The organism is Novosphingobium sp. GW835-FHT14H07 (genome assembly GCF_058793515.1).
The window spans coordinates 1-16,963 of the sequence record NZ_JBXAFX010000009.1 but is presented as its reverse complement, the minus strand read 5'-3'; the positions used below and the strand labels follow the sequence as shown (position 1 = coordinate 16,963).

13 protein-coding genes, 1 tRNA gene and 1 pseudogene are annotated in these 16,963 nt (G+C 60.6%); 10 read left to right on the top strand and 5 right to left on the bottom strand.

Annotation, left to right across the window (positions count from 1 at the left end; genetic code table 11):
- Positions 1 to 2: 2 nt before the first annotated feature.
- Positions 3 to 1,475: a leucyl aminopeptidase gene (locus AC1Q5P_RS10065; RefSeq protein WP_492518852.1), complete on the bottom strand. Its 1,473-nt coding sequence runs from the start codon at positions 1,473 to 1,475 to the stop codon at positions 3 to 5.
- Positions 1,476 to 1,579: 104 nt separating this feature from the next.
- Here AC1Q5P_RS10065 and AC1Q5P_RS10060 point away from each other — a divergent pair, with 104 nt between their 5' ends.
- Together AC1Q5P_RS10060 and AC1Q5P_RS10055 are read left to right on the top strand one after the other, a co-directional pair.
- The gene (locus AC1Q5P_RS10060; RefSeq protein ID WP_039332621.1) at positions 1,580 to 3,859 is read left to right on the top strand and encodes an LPS-assembly protein LptD; all 2,280 of its coding nucleotides are present in this window, start codon (positions 1,580 to 1,582) and stop codon (positions 3,857 to 3,859) included.
- A 126-nt stretch (positions 3,860 to 3,985) separates the two neighbouring features.
- The gene (locus tag AC1Q5P_RS10055) at positions 3,986 to 5,344 is read left to right on the top strand and encodes a peptidylprolyl isomerase (RefSeq protein WP_492518851.1); all 1,359 of its coding nucleotides are present in this window, start codon (positions 3,986 to 3,988) and stop codon (positions 5,342 to 5,344) included.
- Positions 5,345 to 5,347: 3 nt separating this feature from the next.
- On the opposite strand, the gene AC1Q5P_RS10050 is transcribed toward AC1Q5P_RS10055, so the two are convergent.
- Positions 5,348 to 6,367 (bottom strand): DNA topoisomerase IB, encoded by a 1,020-nt coding sequence (locus AC1Q5P_RS10050; protein ID WP_039332617.1) that lies wholly within the window; start codon positions 6,365 to 6,367, stop codon positions 5,348 to 5,350.
- Between the two features lie 90 nt (positions 6,368 to 6,457).
- Between AC1Q5P_RS10050 and yghU the strand changes: the two genes are divergently transcribed.
- Together yghU and AC1Q5P_RS10040 are read left to right on the top strand one after the other, a co-directional pair.
- Positions 6,458 to 7,324 carry a glutathione-dependent disulfide-bond oxidoreductase gene (yghU, locus tag AC1Q5P_RS10045; RefSeq protein ID WP_492518850.1) on the top strand — a complete coding sequence of 289 codons (867 nt, stop codon included), beginning with the start codon at positions 6,458 to 6,460 and terminating at the stop codon, positions 7,322 to 7,324.
- Between the two features lie 88 nt (positions 7,325 to 7,412).
- Positions 7,413 to 7,487, top strand: a tRNA-Gln gene (locus tag AC1Q5P_RS10040).
- 191 nt (positions 7,488 to 7,678) lie between these two features.
- Here AC1Q5P_RS10040 and AC1Q5P_RS10035 read toward each other — a convergent pair.
- Positions 7,679 to 7,849, bottom strand: a pseudogene (locus tag AC1Q5P_RS10035) (transposase); the annotation flags it as partial.
- Between the two features lie 73 nt (positions 7,850 to 7,922).
- Entirely contained in the window at positions 7,923 to 8,552 is a 630-nt protein-coding gene (locus AC1Q5P_RS10030) for a TetR/AcrR family transcriptional regulator (protein WP_039332613.1), read from the bottom strand.
- 165 nt (positions 8,553 to 8,717) lie between these two features.
- Here AC1Q5P_RS10030 and AC1Q5P_RS10025 point away from each other — a divergent pair, with 165 nt between their 5' ends.
- From AC1Q5P_RS10025 to AC1Q5P_RS10015, 3 genes are read left to right on the top strand one after another with little or no spacing between them, the layout of a single operon-like run.
- Positions 8,718 to 10,919: a TonB-dependent receptor gene (locus AC1Q5P_RS10025; RefSeq protein ID WP_492518849.1), complete on the top strand. Its 2,202-nt coding sequence runs from the start codon at positions 8,718 to 8,720 to the stop codon at positions 10,917 to 10,919.
- Positions 10,920 to 10,931: 12 nt separating this feature from the next.
- Positions 10,932 to 11,711: an SDR family NAD(P)-dependent oxidoreductase gene (locus AC1Q5P_RS10020; protein ID WP_492518848.1), complete on the top strand. Its 780-nt coding sequence runs from the start codon at positions 10,932 to 10,934 to the stop codon at positions 11,709 to 11,711.
- An 11-nt stretch (positions 11,712 to 11,722) separates the two neighbouring features.
- A complete protein-coding gene (locus AC1Q5P_RS10015) occupies positions 11,723 to 12,592 on the top strand; it encodes a tyrosine-protein phosphatase (protein WP_492518847.1) in 870 nt (289 codons plus the stop codon).
- Between the two features lie 97 nt (positions 12,593 to 12,689).
- Here AC1Q5P_RS10015 and AC1Q5P_RS10010 read toward each other — a convergent pair whose 3' ends face one another.
- Complete coding sequence (locus AC1Q5P_RS10010) at positions 12,690 to 14,327, bottom strand: sigma-54-dependent Fis family transcriptional regulator (RefSeq protein WP_193827750.1); 1,638 nt, start codon at positions 14,325 to 14,327, stop codon at positions 12,690 to 12,692.
- 245 nt (positions 14,328 to 14,572) lie between these two features.
- Between AC1Q5P_RS10010 and AC1Q5P_RS10005 the strand changes: the two genes are divergently transcribed.
- The 3 genes from AC1Q5P_RS10005 to AC1Q5P_RS09995 are packed head-to-tail and all read left to right on the top strand — an operon-like array spanning position 14,573 to position 16,874.
- Positions 14,573 to 14,923 (top strand): hypothetical protein, encoded by a 351-nt coding sequence (locus AC1Q5P_RS10005; protein ID WP_492518846.1) that lies wholly within the window; start codon positions 14,573 to 14,575, stop codon positions 14,921 to 14,923.
- Positions 14,920 to 15,270, top strand: a complete 351-nt coding sequence (locus AC1Q5P_RS10000; protein ID WP_492518845.1) for a c-type cytochrome — start codon at positions 14,920 to 14,922, stop codon at positions 15,268 to 15,270. Before AC1Q5P_RS10005 ends, AC1Q5P_RS10000 begins: the two co-directional genes overlap by 4 nt.
- A 17-nt stretch (positions 15,271 to 15,287) precedes the next feature.
- Positions 15,288 to 16,874, top strand: coding sequence for an FAD-binding oxidoreductase (locus AC1Q5P_RS09995; RefSeq protein ID WP_052242121.1), 1,587 nt, complete (start codon positions 15,288 to 15,290; stop codon positions 16,872 to 16,874).
- Positions 16,875 to 16,963 lie beyond the last annotated feature (89 nt).

Sequence of the window (16,963 nt, the reverse complement as noted above, 5' to 3'; positions counted from 1 at the left end):
CCTCAAGCCTCCAGCACGTCGCGGACGTAGCGGTCGAGCACGCGCACACCGAAGCCGGTGGCGCCCTTGTCCCAGGTCTGGCCGGGCTTGTCAGCCCAGACCATGCCGGCAATGTCGAGGTGCGCCCAGGCCACGCCCTTGTCGATGTAGCGCTGGAGGAATTGCGCCGCGGTGATCGATCCGCCGTAACGCGGGCCAACATTCTTCATGTCGGCGATCGGACTGTCGATCAGCTTGTCGTATGAAGGGCCGAGCGGGAAGCGCCACAGCTTGTCGCCCGAAGCCTTGCCGGCTGCATCGAGCTTGGCGGCAAGGTCATCGTCATTGGCAAACATGCCGCCGTATTCATGGCCGAGCGAAATGATCATGGCGCCTGTCAGGGTAGCGAGATCGACGATCGTCTTGGGGGAATACTCCTTCTGCACCCAAGTCAGCGCATCACAAAGCACAAGGCGGCCCTCGGCATCGGTGTTGATCACCTCGACCGTCTGGCCGGACATCGAGGTCACCACGTCACCAGGGCGCTGAGCGTTACCGTCGGGCATGTTTTCGACAAGGCCGCACACGCCGATGACGTCTGCCTTGGCCTTGCGCTTGGCCAGCGCGAGCATTGTCCCGGCAACAGCGCCAGCGCCGCCCATGTCCCACTTCATGTCTTCCATGCCGGCGGCAGGCTTGATCGAGATGCCGCCGGTATCGAAGGTGACACCCTTGCCGACAAAGGCGGTCGGGCCAGAAGAACTTGAGGCTCCGGCCTCTGCCCCCTTCCAGCGCATGGCGAGCAGCTTCGGCTCACGAACCGAACCTTGGGCCACGCCAAGCAGTGCGCCCATGCCCAGCTCGGTCATCTCCTTGAGGCCCAGCACGAGGATCTCGACGCCGGTGCCCTCGAGCCGCGCCTTGACGCGCTCGACGAAGCTTTCGGGGTAAATGATGTTGGCGGGTTCAGCGACGAGTTCACGCGTGAACTCGATGCCTTCGGCAAGCGCCGATTCTATTTCCCAAGCTGCCGCAGCGCCTTCCGGGGCATTGACCGCCACGATTTCAGTCAGCGACGGCTTCTGCTCATCGCTCAGCTTGGTGCGATAGACATCATGGCGCCAGCCGCGCAGGCGTGCACCGAAGAGAACGGACGCTGCCTCGGCACCGGACAGGCCCGAGCCGCTGAAGTCGATCGCCAAAGAAGTCTCGCCCGATGTCAGGTACTTTGCGGTCAGTGCCGCGCCGGCCTTCTCAAGACTGGCGCTGCGCTCGGTGGCGTCTGCCTTGCCCAAACCGGCCAACGCGAGCCGCTTCACGCCTGCATCGTGCGCAACGAAAGCTTCGAATACCTGGCCCACCTTTCCGGCAAACCGGGCGGCCGCAGCACCTTCGCGCACCACTGCGTCAAGATCGGACGGCAGCGCATCCTGCGCCACGAGACGGGCGACCAGACGGGGAAGCGGGGCATCGCTGGTGCGGAAAACGACCTTCATGGGGAACTCCTGAACGGAATGGACGTCACACTTCGACGCAAGCTGGGCGGGAAGCGGAAATTGTGGAATTGCAGTTAGGGTGCACTGGTGCGATAGGCAAGCGCATGCAACCCGCCCGGCGGCCGCAGCCGCAAGCCCTTGATCGTCGCTTGCGCCTTGCGCGTATTGCCGCTGCCTCTGCCGCGGCATTGTTCCCGCTCGCCGCATCGCAGGCCCTTGCGCAGGAAGCGCCGATGGCCTCGCCCGCCGGCGACGAATCGAGCGTAGACGATCAGGTCCGCTTTGAAGCCGACAAGGTCCGCTACGACAGCAACGCCGAAAAGGTCTTTGCCGAGGGCAATGTCGTTCTGCGCCACGATGTTCAGACAGTGCGTGCAGACAATGTCACCTGGGACCGCAACACAGGGCAGATCCTTGCGACAGGCAACATCCGATTCGTGGATGAAGACGGCAACATCGTCTACACCGATCAGGTCGAGCTGACGGACGAATTCAAGGCTGGCGCTATCGAGGACCTGCTGGTGGTGTTGCGTACCGGGGGCCGCCTTGCCGCCGAACGCGGCACGCGCGACGAATCCGGCAACATGACGCTCGAGAACGCGGCCTATTCGGGCTGTGCAGTCGAAGATGACAAGGGCTGTCCTAAAAGGCCGAGTTGGGAAGTGACGGCAGCCCGCGTCTATTTCGACGCCAATCAGAAGCGCGTGAAGTACAAGGGCGCCACGCTCCACATGTTCGGCGTGCCGATCCTGCCACTGCCCGGCCTGGGACACACCTCGGACTTCCGTGCCGAAACAGGCCTGTTGATTCCCGACTTCCGCCTTGGTGCAGCCAACGGCGCGGAAATCAGCGAGACCTGGTACTGGCGCATCGCCGACAACCGCGACCTTGCGTTGACCGGCACTTTCTATACCGGCTCGCTACCGATGCTGACGGCCAAGTACCGGCATCTCACCAACCTCGGTGCGTTCCAGGTTACCGGCTATGCGACGCGAAGCGCGCGCATTCCGCTTGGCAGCACCTCGACGGGCGCAGCCAACGCCAGCCAGCAATCATGGCGCGGGTATCTCGACGCCAACGGGAAGCTCCAGTTCTCGCCGCACTGGAGCCTGACCGGCAACGCACGTTTTGCCTCCGACCGCACCTTCCTGCGCCGCTACGACATCAGCCGTGACGACCGCCTGCGGTCTTCGCTGAACCTCGAGCGCATCGACGACGACAGCTATCTCTCGATTGCCGGCTGGGTGACGCAGACGGTCCGCGTCAACGATCCACAGGGCATGGTGCCGCTCGCCCTGCCAGCGATCGACTATCGCAAGAGGATGGCGTTCGACGGTGTTCCAGGACGGTTCGAACTGGAGGCCAACAGCCTGGCCATCGTCCGCACTGCGGGGCAGGACAGCCAGCGCGCCTTCGCGCGGGCGCAATGGGATCTGCGCACGATAACTGGGATGGGTCAGGAAGTAACCCTGACCGGCCTTTTGCGCGGCGATGCCTATCACAGTTCGGACAACGACCTTACTACAACGGCCATCTATCGGGGCCTGCCCGGTTGGCAGACTCGTGGAATTGCCACCGCAGCCATCGATGTGAAGTGGCCTTTTGTGGGCGATGCGTTCGGCGGCACGCAAGTGCTGACGCCTCGCCTGCAAGTCGTCGCGACTCCGGGCGTTCGCAATTTCGAAATCCCGAACGAGGATTCGCGCTCGGTCGATCTGGAGGACACCAACCTCTTCGCGCTGAACCGCTTTCCGGGTCACGACCGTATCGAAGATGGGGTACGTTTCACATATGGCTTTGACTGGACGTTCCAGCGTCCGGGCCTCCGGGTCATGACAACCATCGGGCAGAGCTATCGTCTATCAAGCCAGGCGACGATCCTGCCTGACGGCACCGGGTTGACCAATCGCGCCTCGGACTACGTCGGTCGCACGACCGTCCGTTTCGGCGACGTCATCAAGTTCACGCATCGCTTCCGGCTCGACAAAGACAGCTTTGCGCTGCGCCGCAACGAGTTCGACGCGACGATTGGCAACCATCGGCGCTACATCGAAGCAGGCTACCTCAAGCTCAACCGCAATATTGCGACCGCGTTCGAGGATCTTCAGGACCGTGAGGAGCTGCGCATTGCCGCGCGCACGCCAATCACCAATGCGTTTTCGGTGTTTGGTTCGGCAATCGTAAACCTGACGGACCGGAATGAAGACCCGACGCGCACGTCGGATGGATTCCAGATGTTGCGGCACCGCCTAGGCGTGGCCTACACCGACGATTGCCTCGACCTGTCGTTCACTTGGCGGCGTGACTATGTGAACATCGGTGACGCGGTGCGCGGCAACTCGTTCCAGATATCCCTCTCGCTCAAGAACCTCGGGGTGAAATAGCCTCTTCTATTGCCCTTTTGCGTCTGATGCGCCACTCAGCTTGGGTTAAGCCGTACGCGGCCAGAGAGAGATCATAGCAGAAGGCCGCCTTACGAGCGCCAGTTCGACAGGACAAATTCCAAGACCATGACGTCCAAGCTGAAGATCACCCGCAAAGCGGTTTCGCGCACGCTGGGTTCCACCGCCATGGCGCTCGGCGCGCTTTCGATCGCCGCCTCGCCGGTTCTGGCGCAGGGAGCAAATGCGCCTCTCAACATTCCAGCCAATCCAACCATGTTCGGAACGAACGATCCGAACGTTCGTCGCGCGACCGCCATCATCAATGGCGAGATCGTGACGGGCACCGACGTGGAACAGCGTCTAGCCCTGATCGTGTCGGCCAACGGTGGAAAGATCAGCGCAGAAGAAACCGAACGCCTGCGCATGCAGGTGTTGCGCAATCTGATCGACGAGACGCTGCAGATCCAGGAAGCCAAGGCAGCTGACGTCCCGGCCGACGACGCTCAGGTGGAATCGACCTATGAGCGCGTGGCCACGCAGAACTTCGGCCAGTCGCCCGAGGCGATGGAAAAGTATCTCGCACGCATCGGCTCTTCAGCAGCTTCGCTCAAGCGTCAGATCCGCGGTGAAATTGCGTGGCAGAACCTGCTGCGACGCAACGTACAGCCTTTCGTCAACATCTCGGAAGGCGAAGTGCAGGAAGCCATTCAGCGACTGCAGGCCTCGAAGGGCACCGATGAATACCGCATCGGCGAAATCTTCCTCGCCGCAACCGATGAGAACAAGGCTCAGGTCTTTGCGAACGCAGAGAAAATCGTCGAGCAGCTGAAGCAGGGAGGCAGTTTCGTCGCCTACGCCCGGCAGTACTCGGAAGCGTCGACGGCTTCAGTAGGCGGTGATCTGGGCTGGATCCGTCTTGGGCAGCTACCGACCGAGCTGGCGTCAGCTGCGGGATCGATGGCTCCCGGGCAGCTTGCAGGCCCGGTAGAAATCCGTGGTGGATTCTCCATCCTGTACCTCATCGACAAGCGCCAGGTACTTACCGCCGATCCGCGTGATGCCTTGCTCAGCCTCAAGCAGATCTCCATCGAGTTTGCCAAAGGCACCACCAATGAGCAGGCGACCAAGCGCGCAGCCGAGTTTGCTGCGACCGTGAAAGCGATCAAGGGCTGTGGCGATGCCGAAGCGCAAGCCACGAAGATCGGCGCCACTGTTGTCGCCAACGATCAGATCAAGGCCCGTGATCTGCCGGCCCAGCTACAGGACACGTTGCTGAACCTTCAGGTCGGGCAAACAACCCCTCCATTCGGCTCGATCGACGAGGGTGTTCGCGTACTGATGCTCTGCGGTCGCGATGATCCGCAGGTCGCCAGCGGCCCCAACTTTGAGGAGATGATGGCGCAGATGGAGGACGATCGCGTGAACAAACGCGCCCAGACCTACCTTCGCGACTTGCGACGCGACGCTGTCATCGAATACAATTGATCATCAACCGGCGGCTCTGATCAGTTCGGCAGCTGTCGGGCCACTTTCTAGCAGCTCCAACAGCCCTCGCTCGTGCCGCGACAACCATCGCGTCGCGCGAGGTAGCCGGAGCTGCTGCCGCCAGTGATCTTGCTCATCGAGCAAGCCAAGCACCGCAGGATGGATATAACTCTTCCGGGCGATTGCTGGCGTGTTGCCGAGGTGGTCCGAGACTTCCGCCAACAGCGTCTTGAGCGAAACCTGATCAGGGGCTTGCGCCAATGTTGCAAAACCAAGCACGCTTGCTCGCCAGGTTCTGAAGTGCTTGGCAGTGAAGTCTTCGCCCATCACCTCGCGCAGCCAGTCGTTGACGTCCGCCGAGCCCACCGGGCAGGGGCAGCCATCTTCGTCTAGGTACTGAAAGAGGTGCTGCCCCGGCAGATCCTGCATCTTTTTCACGAAGCGGACGAGTCCCCGATCAGTTACCTGCATTTCCCGATCCTTGCCCGATTTGGCCCGGAAGCGCAGACGGAGCACCTGTCCCTTCACTTCGGCGTGCCGCATTCTCAGCGTCGTCGCGCCGAAACTGCTGTTGGCTCGCACATAGGCTTCGTTGCCGATGCGTATCCCGCCGGTGTCCAGTAACCGCACGACGCTGGCAATGCAGCGGTCGCGCGAGAGCTTGCTACGCTCCAGTTCATCCGACACGCGCGCTCTGACCAGTGGTAGGAGATGCCCGAATGCGGCACAGCGATCGAACTTCTCGCTTTCCCGTTCGGCTCGGAAGTCGGGATGATAACGATATTGCTTGCGTCCCTTCGCATCGGTCCCTGTCGCCAGAATATGACCGTTAGGAGCGGGACAGTACCAAGTGTCCACATAAGCCGGAGGCAAGGCAATCGCATTCAGACGGGCAATCTCGGCACGGTCGGCGATGCGTCGGCCTTTTGCATCGAAATAGGCCCAGCCTCTGCCGCATCGCCTGCGTGTCACGCCGGGAAGGTTGTCATCGACATGCACGAGTTTTGCGGCTTTGCTCTCCATGAGTTGGCGAACGGCTGCAGAGCACTTGCAGTTCCCGTGACCAGCCGCGATATAGTATGTAACACTAACAAATTTAGAAGGAGCCCCTTGATGTCAGAAGAGTACGTTCCACCCAAGGTCTGGACTTGGGACAAGGCCAATGGCGGCGCCTTCGCCAGCGTCAACCGCCCCATCGCCGGCCCCACAAGCGAGCGCGAGCTGCCCGTCGGCAAGCATCCGTTCCAGGTCTATTCGCTGGGCACGCCTAACGGTCAGAAGGCGACGATCTTGCTGGAAGAGCTGCTCCAGATGGGCTTCTCCGAAGCGGAATACGACGCTTGGCTGATCAAGATCTTCGATGGTGATCAGTTTACGACGGGCTTCGTCGACATCAACCCGAACTCCAAGATCCCTGCGATGGTCGACCGGTCCGGACCGGAACCGTTCCGGGTTTTCGAATCAGGCGCAATTCTCATGCATCTGGCTGAGAAATTTGGCGTCCTCTTGCCGACATCCGGTCAGGCGCGTGCCGAATGCTTGTCCTGGCTGTTCTGGCAGGTCGGTTCGGCACCCTTCATCGGGGGAGGCTTCGGCCATTTCTACAACTACGCGCCGATCAAGATAGAGTACGCCATCGACCGCTATGCGATGGAAACCAAACGCCTGTTCGACGTCGCCAATCGCCAGCTTGCCAAAACCCGCTATCTCGCAGGTGACGATTACACCATCGCCGACCTTGCGACTTACACCTGGTTTGGCAACATCTACCGGGGCGAGGCCTATGGCGAAGCTGCAACTTTCCTTTCGATGCACGAATATGAGCACGTCGGACGCTGGGTCGCGGAAATCGACGCGCGCCCTGGCGTACTGCGGGGCCGGCTTGTAAACTCGCAGAAAGGCCTTGCGGAACGCCACGACGCGAGCGACTTCGACGCCCTCCCCCCTGAAAAGTTGCAGAGCATCGTCAAGGGCTTCTGATGAAATCGAAATGGGTGGACGGACCTCCGCCACCCCTTTCAAGCCCTCTTGGCATATGCCCTGACCACGCTATAAGCGCGCCTCCTGATGGGGCGTCGCCAAGTGGTAAGGCACCGGTTTTTGGTACCGGCATTCGCAGGTTCGAATCCTGCCGCCCCAGCCAGCAGTGCCCAAATATTTGAAATTGGTGTGCGGCAAGCGCTGGAAACATGGGGTTTCCATGAAGTGTTGCCATTCAGGGGAGAACTTTCCCGTGCACCCTGGTCCCAGCTCTTTCCCCGCGCTGCGCCGTCCACATTTTTGACGGCAGATCCGCATTGCCGATAGCGATCCACTTCGGAAGCGCTGCATTCTTTCTGCAGCGCAGCTTTGATGGGGCTGGAGGAAGACCTGAGGTATGGCAGCAACGACAGTATTTTGGCCCTTGGGCACGTAAGCCAACGCGTTCTTCATGATGTGGGCGCGGCACCGCTGTCAGGTTGTGCCGTGCACGCGGGCGATCGAGGCCTTGCGCCCCTCGTGGGCAGCCAAAGGCTTCCATTACATGGATTTGCGCAACAATCTCTTGCTCAATGAAATCCCAAGTCCGTTTCGACCGCTACTTGAGGACGACCGCAACGGCTTGCTGGTGAACAACCGCGCGGAATGAAGCCAGAGTTGCAGGGTCCGCTGGGTCGTAGCGTCTCCCGGTGCCCAACTGATTGGCATTGCAAACATAGAACAGCGCCCCAGCCGCAACGCTGTTTAGGATGTGCACCGCCGGGACTTCACGAAAACTGCCTTCCGCCACGCCTGATGCGAGGATCCCTTCCAAGTCTCGCAGGGCGGTGTCGGAGAACTGCACCGGATCCTCGCCTCGTGGCGTGGGATCGGCCACCACGCGTTGGATGATACGCGCTGCCGTCGGGCGGTGGACAAGGAAGTCGAGCCAGGCGTCGAACAGCCCAAGCAAGCGATCCAGCGGCGTGTTCGCACCCTGCATCCGCTCGGTCACGAATTGGTGCATGGCAGTGAAGATGTCCGCCTCGACCTCATCATAGAGCTGCTGCTTGCCAGGGAAGTAGTAGACGATTGATGGCCGACGAATGCCGACGACTTGCGCGACATCTTCTAGGCGGGCGGCCGCATATCCAACCTCCGCAAACACCTGCTCGGCAGCGCTCAGTATCGCACTGCGCGTTGCGTCTCCGCGTGCCTGCCGGGCAACGGGTCTGGAGGCGTTGGACAATCGTATCCCCTCAATTGAATGGCCGGCCAAACCGCCCGACCTGAGAGCTGTCATAGTCGCTCTCATAGCCAAGCCCAAGCCACGCAGTGCTCCATCGCATAAAGCACCTTGCTATTCTACCGTCTGGTAGGTAGAAAATCTACCGTGATGTAGATAACCGCGGGCATGGCCGTGGAAGTGCGGGAGAGAATCATGAAGGGATTGGAAAACTTGGCGAGTGCCGTCGCATTGTCGATGACGCTCGGGTCGTCGCCGTCACTCGCGCAAGACGCGGCCGGACAAGCGAGTGAATCCGCCACAGATGGCGGCATCGCCGAAATAGTGGTGACTGCGCAGAAGCGCGCCGAGTCCTTGCAAAAGACGCCTTTGTCGATCGTTGCGCTCACGTCGGCCGATCTTGAGCGAAAGGGTATCCTGGATCTGACCGATCTACGTTCGCAGGTGCCAGCGCTTCAAGTCACGCCCCATCCCAACAGCGCCACGACGGCCCGCGTGTTCGTGAGAGGTGTGGGTAACAACGATGACCAGATCACGGTTGACCCCAGCGTCGCGGTTTATCTCGACGGAATCTATGTTGCGCGCGGACAGGGGCTCGCGGCGGAAATCGCCGAGGTCGAGCGTATAGAAGTGCTGCGCGGGCCGCAGGGCTCACTTTACGGGCGCAATGCTACAGGTGGGGCAATCAACTACATCACCCGCAAGCCGGCACTCGGCGAGTTCCATGCGCGCCAGACGCTTGCGCTCGGGAACTATGACCAGTTCCGTTCGCGCACGAGTGTTAATGTGCCACTGGGCGACAGCATCGCAGTTGAGCTTGCCTACCTGTACAGCGAGAAGGACGGGTTCGTGCGGAACCTCGGCACGGGAGTCTCCCGCTTCGGCGATCAGATGCGCCAGGCCTATCGCGCAACGGCGCTGTGGCAACCGAGCCCAGACATCGAGCTGCGCTATGCCTACGACCGGTCGGACATCGCCGATACGCCGGCCTACATGGTCCTGGCACCCTTTCATCCCGCGCTTGCGACCAGACCAACCTATGGGTCATCCGCAGTCCGGGGATTGCTGGCAAACGACGTGTCCGCACAGGGCCATGGCCTCACGGCAAGCTGGGCGGTGTCGGAAGCGCTGACGTTGAAGTCCATCACTGGTTATCGCAAGCTCGCCAACTCCACCAACCAGAATTACCTGACCGGAGCACTCGGCCCTTTCCCGGTCTTCGTCACCGCATTCGACCAAAAACAGCGGCAGTGGAGCGAGGAACTGCAGGCGGTGGGATCAGCGCTAGACAACCAGCTCGAATACACGCTTGGCGCATACTTCTTCGACGAGAAGGCATTTAGCTTTGACAGCACTGTGCCGACCGGTCGTCCGACTTCCCTGCGCACCGCGACAGTTCACAACCGCGCCTGGGCGCTCTACGGCCAGGCGACCTGGCGTCCAGCCGCTATCGAGGGGCTCTATCTTACGGGAGGGCTGCGTTGGTCGCAGGACGAACGCGAAGCAACCTTGGACCAGCGCAGCGTAGCACTGAACGGCACTATCGTTACTCGTCCTCAAGGCCGGGGTAGCAACACTTTCAGCGACTACAGTCCAAGCGTCATCCTCGGCTACCAGGCCAACACGGATCTCAATCTTTATGCCAAGTGGTCTCGCGGATACAAATCCGGCGGGTACAACTTGCGCGCGAGCACGATTAGCCGTTTTGCGGTGGGATATGGACCGGAAAGGTTGGACAGCTTCGAGTTCGGCGTGAAGTCGAGTTGGCTCGACAATCGCCTGCGCGCCAACATCGCGCTGTTCCGTGCAAACTACCGCGATATCCAGGTCAACATCCAATCGGACCCGGCCAATCCGGCTGTGACCGACATCTTCAATGCCGGGCGGGCGCGCATCCAGGGATTGGAGCTGGACCTTACGGCGAAACCCGCGAGCGCATTCACCTTAAGTGCCAACTATGCATATCTCGATGCAGGTTATCGCGAGGTCAGGGATCAGATCACCGGCGCCAATATCGCAGGCCGCTTCAATTTCGTGGAGGCCCCGCGCCACACCCTCACAGTGGGCGCGGAGTGGGTGCTTTCATCAACACCCCTTGGCGTACCAAGCGCCAGCGTCGACTACTACATGCAGAGCGACAAGTTTTCCTCGACCACCGACTCTCGCTACATCATCGGGGATTACGGCCTGCTTAGCGCGAGGGTTGCCCTCAGTGACATTCCGATCGGGGTGGGCAAGTGGCAGCTGGCTGCCTTCGGGCGCAATCTCACTGACACCAAGTACTATGTCGCCCATTTTTCCGCTGGACTTCCCGCAGCCTTCTTTGGCGATCCACGCAGCTACGGCCTCGAACTTCGCTTTGAGTACTGACGGATGACCCTGATGAAGAACCTTGAGCCAGCTGTCGCTTACCTTTCCACACCGGTGATCGTTACCGGCGGCGCATCTGGGATCGGTCTTGCGACTGCCGAGGCGCTGGCTGCTGTCGGACGGCCCGTGGCGCTGTGGGACATCAATGGCGACGCCGCAATCCGCGCAGCCGAACGAATTGCTTTGGTATTCGGAGTGAGGACTCTGGGTTTTGCCGTCGACCTGCGTGAGCTCGCAGCGTTCGGTCCTGCTCTCACGGCCACACGCGAGGCACTCGGACCAATCGGAGCTCTGGTCCATTCCGCAGGAACCGTCGACACGGATTCGATCGATGGACTTACCCCGCAAAGCTGGGATAGCGGTATCGCGATTCACCTTCGAGCCCTAGCGTTTCTGGTGAAGGAGCTGCGCGAGGACATGGCTGGACAGGCCGGTTCGGCAGTGGTCGCCGTCAGCTCGATCAATGCAACCTTGGGAAACGCGGTCAACCCGGTCTACACAGCCGCAAAGGGAGGAATGCTTTCGCTGGTACGGTCGCTGGCTGATCGTCTCGCGCGCGACGGTATCCGCATCAACGCGGTTTCGCCGGGCCAGATCGTGACACCAATGACGAAGCCGGTCATCGACGCGCTGCCTCAAGGGTTTTTCGAAAAGCGCGTCCTGCTTGAGAGGCTTGGCCAGCCCGCAGAGGTTGCAAGAGCCATACGCTTTCTGCTTTCGTCCGAGGCTAGTTACATCACGGCGACAGAACTCGTCGTGGATGGTGGCAATATCTCGTCCCAACGCGGATGAGGGAGAGGGAGATGACAATGCGACTGGCAAATGCATTCGCCCTCGGGCTCTTCATTTCTGGTTGTTCGCCCGCGCCAATGCCGCCGGCATTGCAGGCCCATGCCAAGCAGGCGGCCCCCTCGCTGCGACTGGCCGGCGCGCCCAACTTTCGCGACATAGGAGGCTACGAAACGGAGAACGGCGGTAAAGTCAGGACAGGCATTGCCTATCGTTCGGATCAGATCAATCTCCTTGGTGATGCCGATCTTGCAGCACTTGACGCCTTGCATCCCGCTGCGGTGGTTGACCTCAGGACTGCGACCGAGAGGCAAAGGGAACCGGATCGAGTGCCGCCGGGCGTCGACTACGTTGTCCTCGATGTCGCGGCCGACAGCACGGAATCACTGGGCGGAGACATGCGCCTTGCCATGACGCAAATCGCGCAAGGACAAGGAGAGGCGCTCCTTGTGGCAGCAAACCGTGAGTTCGTTACCCTCCCCAGCGCGCGGCAGTCCTACGCCGGCCTGATACGGCTCATCCTATCATCGAAAAGGCCTGTGATCTTTCACTGCACCGCCGGGAAGGACCGCACAGGGTGGGCGACTGCCATCATCCTGACATTGCTAGGCGCAACACGCGAAACTGTTTTGCAGGATTACCTTCTCAGCAACGAACGGCTTGCAGCGAAGAATGCATCAACCCTGTCAGCCGTCGCAGCTTCACAAAGCAATATACCGCCCGCATACCTCGAGCCTGTACTGACAGTGAAAGCCAAATACATCGAGGCAGCATTCTTCGAAGTCGACAGAACCTATGGATCATTTGACAAATATGCGCGTGATGGCCTTGGATTATCGGAAGAAGAAATCCAAGGACTAAGAGAGAAATTTCTTTCGTCCTGAACACAAAAGGGAGCTCAATCGGCCCAGTGAAAACCTGTTCGGTCAGTCCGTGAACCAATGGCGCAATATTGGAAGAAATATCGTAGTCAACATTCGCTCAGTTCGAATTCCTTTCATCCCGCGCACGACCCGCAGATAGCCTGTATATGAGTTGCGACCTTGTAATGCCTAGTTGCCTTGCCGCCCGCGTCCTGTTGCCTGAAGCGTTGGCCAAGGCCCTTTCGATCATCTGCTTCTCGACAGTCGCAAGATCAAGCCCGGCATCGACGAGCGCAGCAGCCGCTCCTGGGTCAGAGCCAGGGGGCTGCAGACTTCCGCCCTGAGGCCTCCACACAGGTGGACCAAGGATTTCTCCGCCGCTGAACAGATGATGCTGGCGCAGGGGCTCGCCGTCGCGTGCCATGATCACCCCTCGCTCGATCACGTTCTCCAACTCGCGAATGTTGCCGGGCCAATCATAGCCGAGCATGGCTGCAATCGCCGACTCCTCGAAGCCAGTTACCCGTCGTCCATGCCGCTCAGCATAGAGCGCGAGGAAGTGTTCCATCAGCAGGGGCAGGTCCGCGCGCCGCTCCCGCAGTGGCGGAATCCTAATCGGAAACACGTTAAGGCGATAGAACAGATCCGCGCGAAAGGTCCCTGCCTCCACCGCGGCTCTCAGATCAGAGTTGGTCGCGGCGACCAGACGCACGTCGGACTCTTGCAGCTTCGTGCCCCCAACGCGTTCGAATTCGCCTTCTTGAATGGCTCGCAACAGCTTGCCTTGGGCTGCGAGCGAAAGAGTCCCGATCTCGTCGAGAAAGAGGGTGCCGCCACTAGCCCGTTCGAAGCGTCCCGGCCTAGATACGTTTGCACCTGTAAATGCACCCCTCTCAACCCCGAACAGTTCGGCCTCGAGAAGATTTTCGGGAATAGCTGCGCAGTTTACGGCAATGAACGGGCCTGCCGCACGCCGTCCCATCGCGTGAAGATTACGTGCAAAGATTTCCTTGCCCACCCCGCTTTCGCCAGAAAACAGCACGACGGCATCGGTATCGGCCACATGGCCCAGCAGGTCGAAGGCAACGTTGAATCCCGCGGAGGCGCCAACAATCTGCCTCCCGAGGATTGGTTTCCCGCGCGGCAAGTGTGCTGGCGAGACCTCGCCCAATTGCGACCCCCGCATGTAGCGCACATCGCCGTCCCCGTCCTGCCACTCATCAGCAGGACGGCCGACAATGCGGCAGCACTCGTGCCCCATGGCCACGCATTCAACCTCGCGGAACAGGATGGGGCGACCGAGAAAAACGCTGGCATATCCGCTGGCATAGCCGATCTGAGACCATCCAGCGGGATAGGCTCCGCGCCCGAACAGTTCGAGGTGCGCCTCACACTCGGTCGAGCCGCGCCAGATGTATTCCGCTGCGAAAGTGCCCGTCGCCGTGTCCACCTTCACGCTGACCGGATCGGTGCGGACCATGCCTTCAAGCATGTGCAGTTCCGGCCCGACGGCGAACATCTGCTCAATCGTGGCATCAGGCCTCACCTTGGCTGCGATCTCGGCATCCATTGCGCCGCTGTTGTACCCCTGCCGCGTGAACACACCGCGCGCCTTGTCGAGACCTACAGCCTCGATGACTTCGTGCCGCAGGAGACCGAACGCGCGGGCATGGATCATCATCATTCGCCGCCCGGCGAGCCAGATATGACCTTGCGCATGATCGAAGTGTAGCTGGTTGAAAAGGTCGTCGGACATGCAGCAACCGTATTATTTCAAACAATGATTCACAAGCGCTGTTCGAAATCAGACATTTTGCCCATCAAGTTTTCGCCCTGTCTCGGCGACAGTAGCCGTCCCGAAGAACCGATATACTCGTGAATTCAGCATGATGCGCCCGCGTCGAAATGACGAGCGCAGACTTGGCACGGCCATTGCGATGGATAGGCAACAGAAGCGCTCAACGGCGATGCCAGCCCCGTGGCAACAGAGAGGAGAACTGCATGTCCGATGCCTTGCCTGCGATAAGCCGCAGAACCTTTATTTCCGTCAGCACACTGGCAGGGGTCGCAACAGCAGCACCGTTAGCGGCCTCCACCATAGCTTGGTCCGGCCCCCTAGCTATCGCGTCCCAGCGTTCTGCCATACCCGCCGGCTGGCAGGGGAGTGCGACGGTACTAGCTGGTGACTACTTTCAACGTCTTGGCCAGATCCGCATCGCGTTGGCCACCAGCGTAGGGCGCAAGTTGGCTCTCTTCCTGGATGGTGCGGATGAAGCTCTGTTCAACATCGCCTTAATTGACCGCCGCGCAACGCTGCGTCCGGTCGTCCTTCCCGCAGGAGGAGTCGCATGAACCTGAGCATCCTGTCCAAATGTGCCACGTTCGGCGCGGCACTCGTGGTCGCCCTTGCCCTTCCGGCAGATGCCGCTCCTCCAGCGCCCGCCCGCAACGGACAGTCTGGTCAATGGGCATCGCCACTGGTCCTGTGGGAGCAAACCTGCGCCCGCTGCCACACAACGGGGGTTGGCCCCGAACTGCGCGGCCGCGCGCTACCCCAGGAATACGTCGTCAGCGTAGTGCGCAATGGCATGCTGGCGATGCCGGCATTCCCGCATTCGGCAATAGATGATGCCTCACTCAGCGACATCGCGCGCTTTGTCTCCACCTCGAGGCTGCCAAAGCCTGCGGCAAAGCACTGAGAGCAAAGGAGAGATAGATGCCAAGCAAGAAGCCTGCTCCTGTCGCGCAACCAGCGGCACCCGCAGATCCCGCCGTGCTGCCCGCTGGCGTCAGTGCCGCCGACATGCACGCCGCCATCACGAAGTTCGTTGCGATTCTCGGCCCACAGAATGTCATCACCGATGCCGACCACATCGCGCCCTACACCAAGGTCATGATTGCCGAGAGCGAGGACCTGCATCGTCCGTCCGCAGTGCTCTATGCCCGCGAAGTTTCGGAGATCCAGCAGATCCTTAAGGTCTGCAACGAATTCAAGGTGCCGATCTGGACGATCTCGACCGGGCGCAACTTCGGCTACGGTTCGGCCGCGCCCCAAAGCGCCGGCCAGGTTGTGCTCGACCTCAAGCACATGAACCGCATTCTCGATGTGGATCCCGTGCTGTGCACTGCGCTGGTCGAACCCGGGGTGACCTACCAGCAACTCAAGGATTACCTCGAGGAAAACGACATACCTTTGTGGCTGTCTTGCCCGGCTCCCTCCGCGATCGCCGGACCTCTCGGCAATACGGTTGACCGCGGTGTCGGCTACACGCCCTATGGCGAACACTTCATGATGCAGTGCGGAATGGAGGTTGTTCTGGCCAACGGCGACGTCCTGCGCACCGGCATGGGCGGGGTCGAGGGCACAAGCGCCTGGCAGGTCTTCAAGTGGGGTTACGGCCCCTACCTCGACGGCATCTTCACGCAGTCCAACTACGGTATCGTCACCAAGATGGGCATGTGGCTGATGCCAAAGCCTCCGGTCTACAAACCGTTCTGCATCCGCTACGACAAGGACGAGGATATCCACGATATCGTGGAAACGCTGCGGCCCCTGCGCATCGCCAACGTCATTCCCAATGCGATGGTTTTTGCAAATGTCATGTGGGAAGCCGCCGCGATCATGCCGCGCAGCAAGTATTACGACGGCGACGGTGTGACGCCCGACAGCGTGCTCGAGGAGATCAAGGCAAAGGAGGGCCTCGGCGCGTGGAACGTCTATGCGGCGCTTTACGGCACCAAGGAACAGGTCGAGGTCAACTGGCAGATCATCACTGGCGCAATCAAAGCCAGCGGCAAGGGCACGATCATCACGGAAGAGCAGGCCGCCGGCACCCAGCCCTTCGATTATCGCGCAAAGTTGATGCGCGGCGACATGACCTTGCAGGAGTTCGGCCTGTATCGTTGGCGCGGCGGCGGCGGCTCGATGTGGTTTGCCCCCGTAACTGCAGCGAAAGGTAGTGAAACTGTTGAACAGACCCGCCTCGCCAAGCAGATCCTTGGCGAATACGGGCTTGATTACGTGGCCGAATATATCGTCGGGATGCGGGACATGCACCATGTGATCGACGTGCTCTACAACCGCTCGGATCCGGACGAGATGGCCCGAGCGCATGAATGCTTCGCCAAACTGCTCAGCGAATTCGGCAAGCGCGGCTATGCGGTCTATCGCGTCAACACGGCCTTCATGGACCAGGCGGCCGACCTGTTCGGCCCGGTCAAGCGCAAGGTCGACCAGACGTTGAAGAGGGCGCTCGATCCTAACGGAATCCTTGCGCCTGGCAAATCCGGCATCAGGATTTGAGCAGATCCGAGCTGCACAGCGACATCGCAGTTGAAGGGTCAGCGACATCGTAGATGACGTGTGGGGGGAAGCGGAGGCCGGGCGTAGCC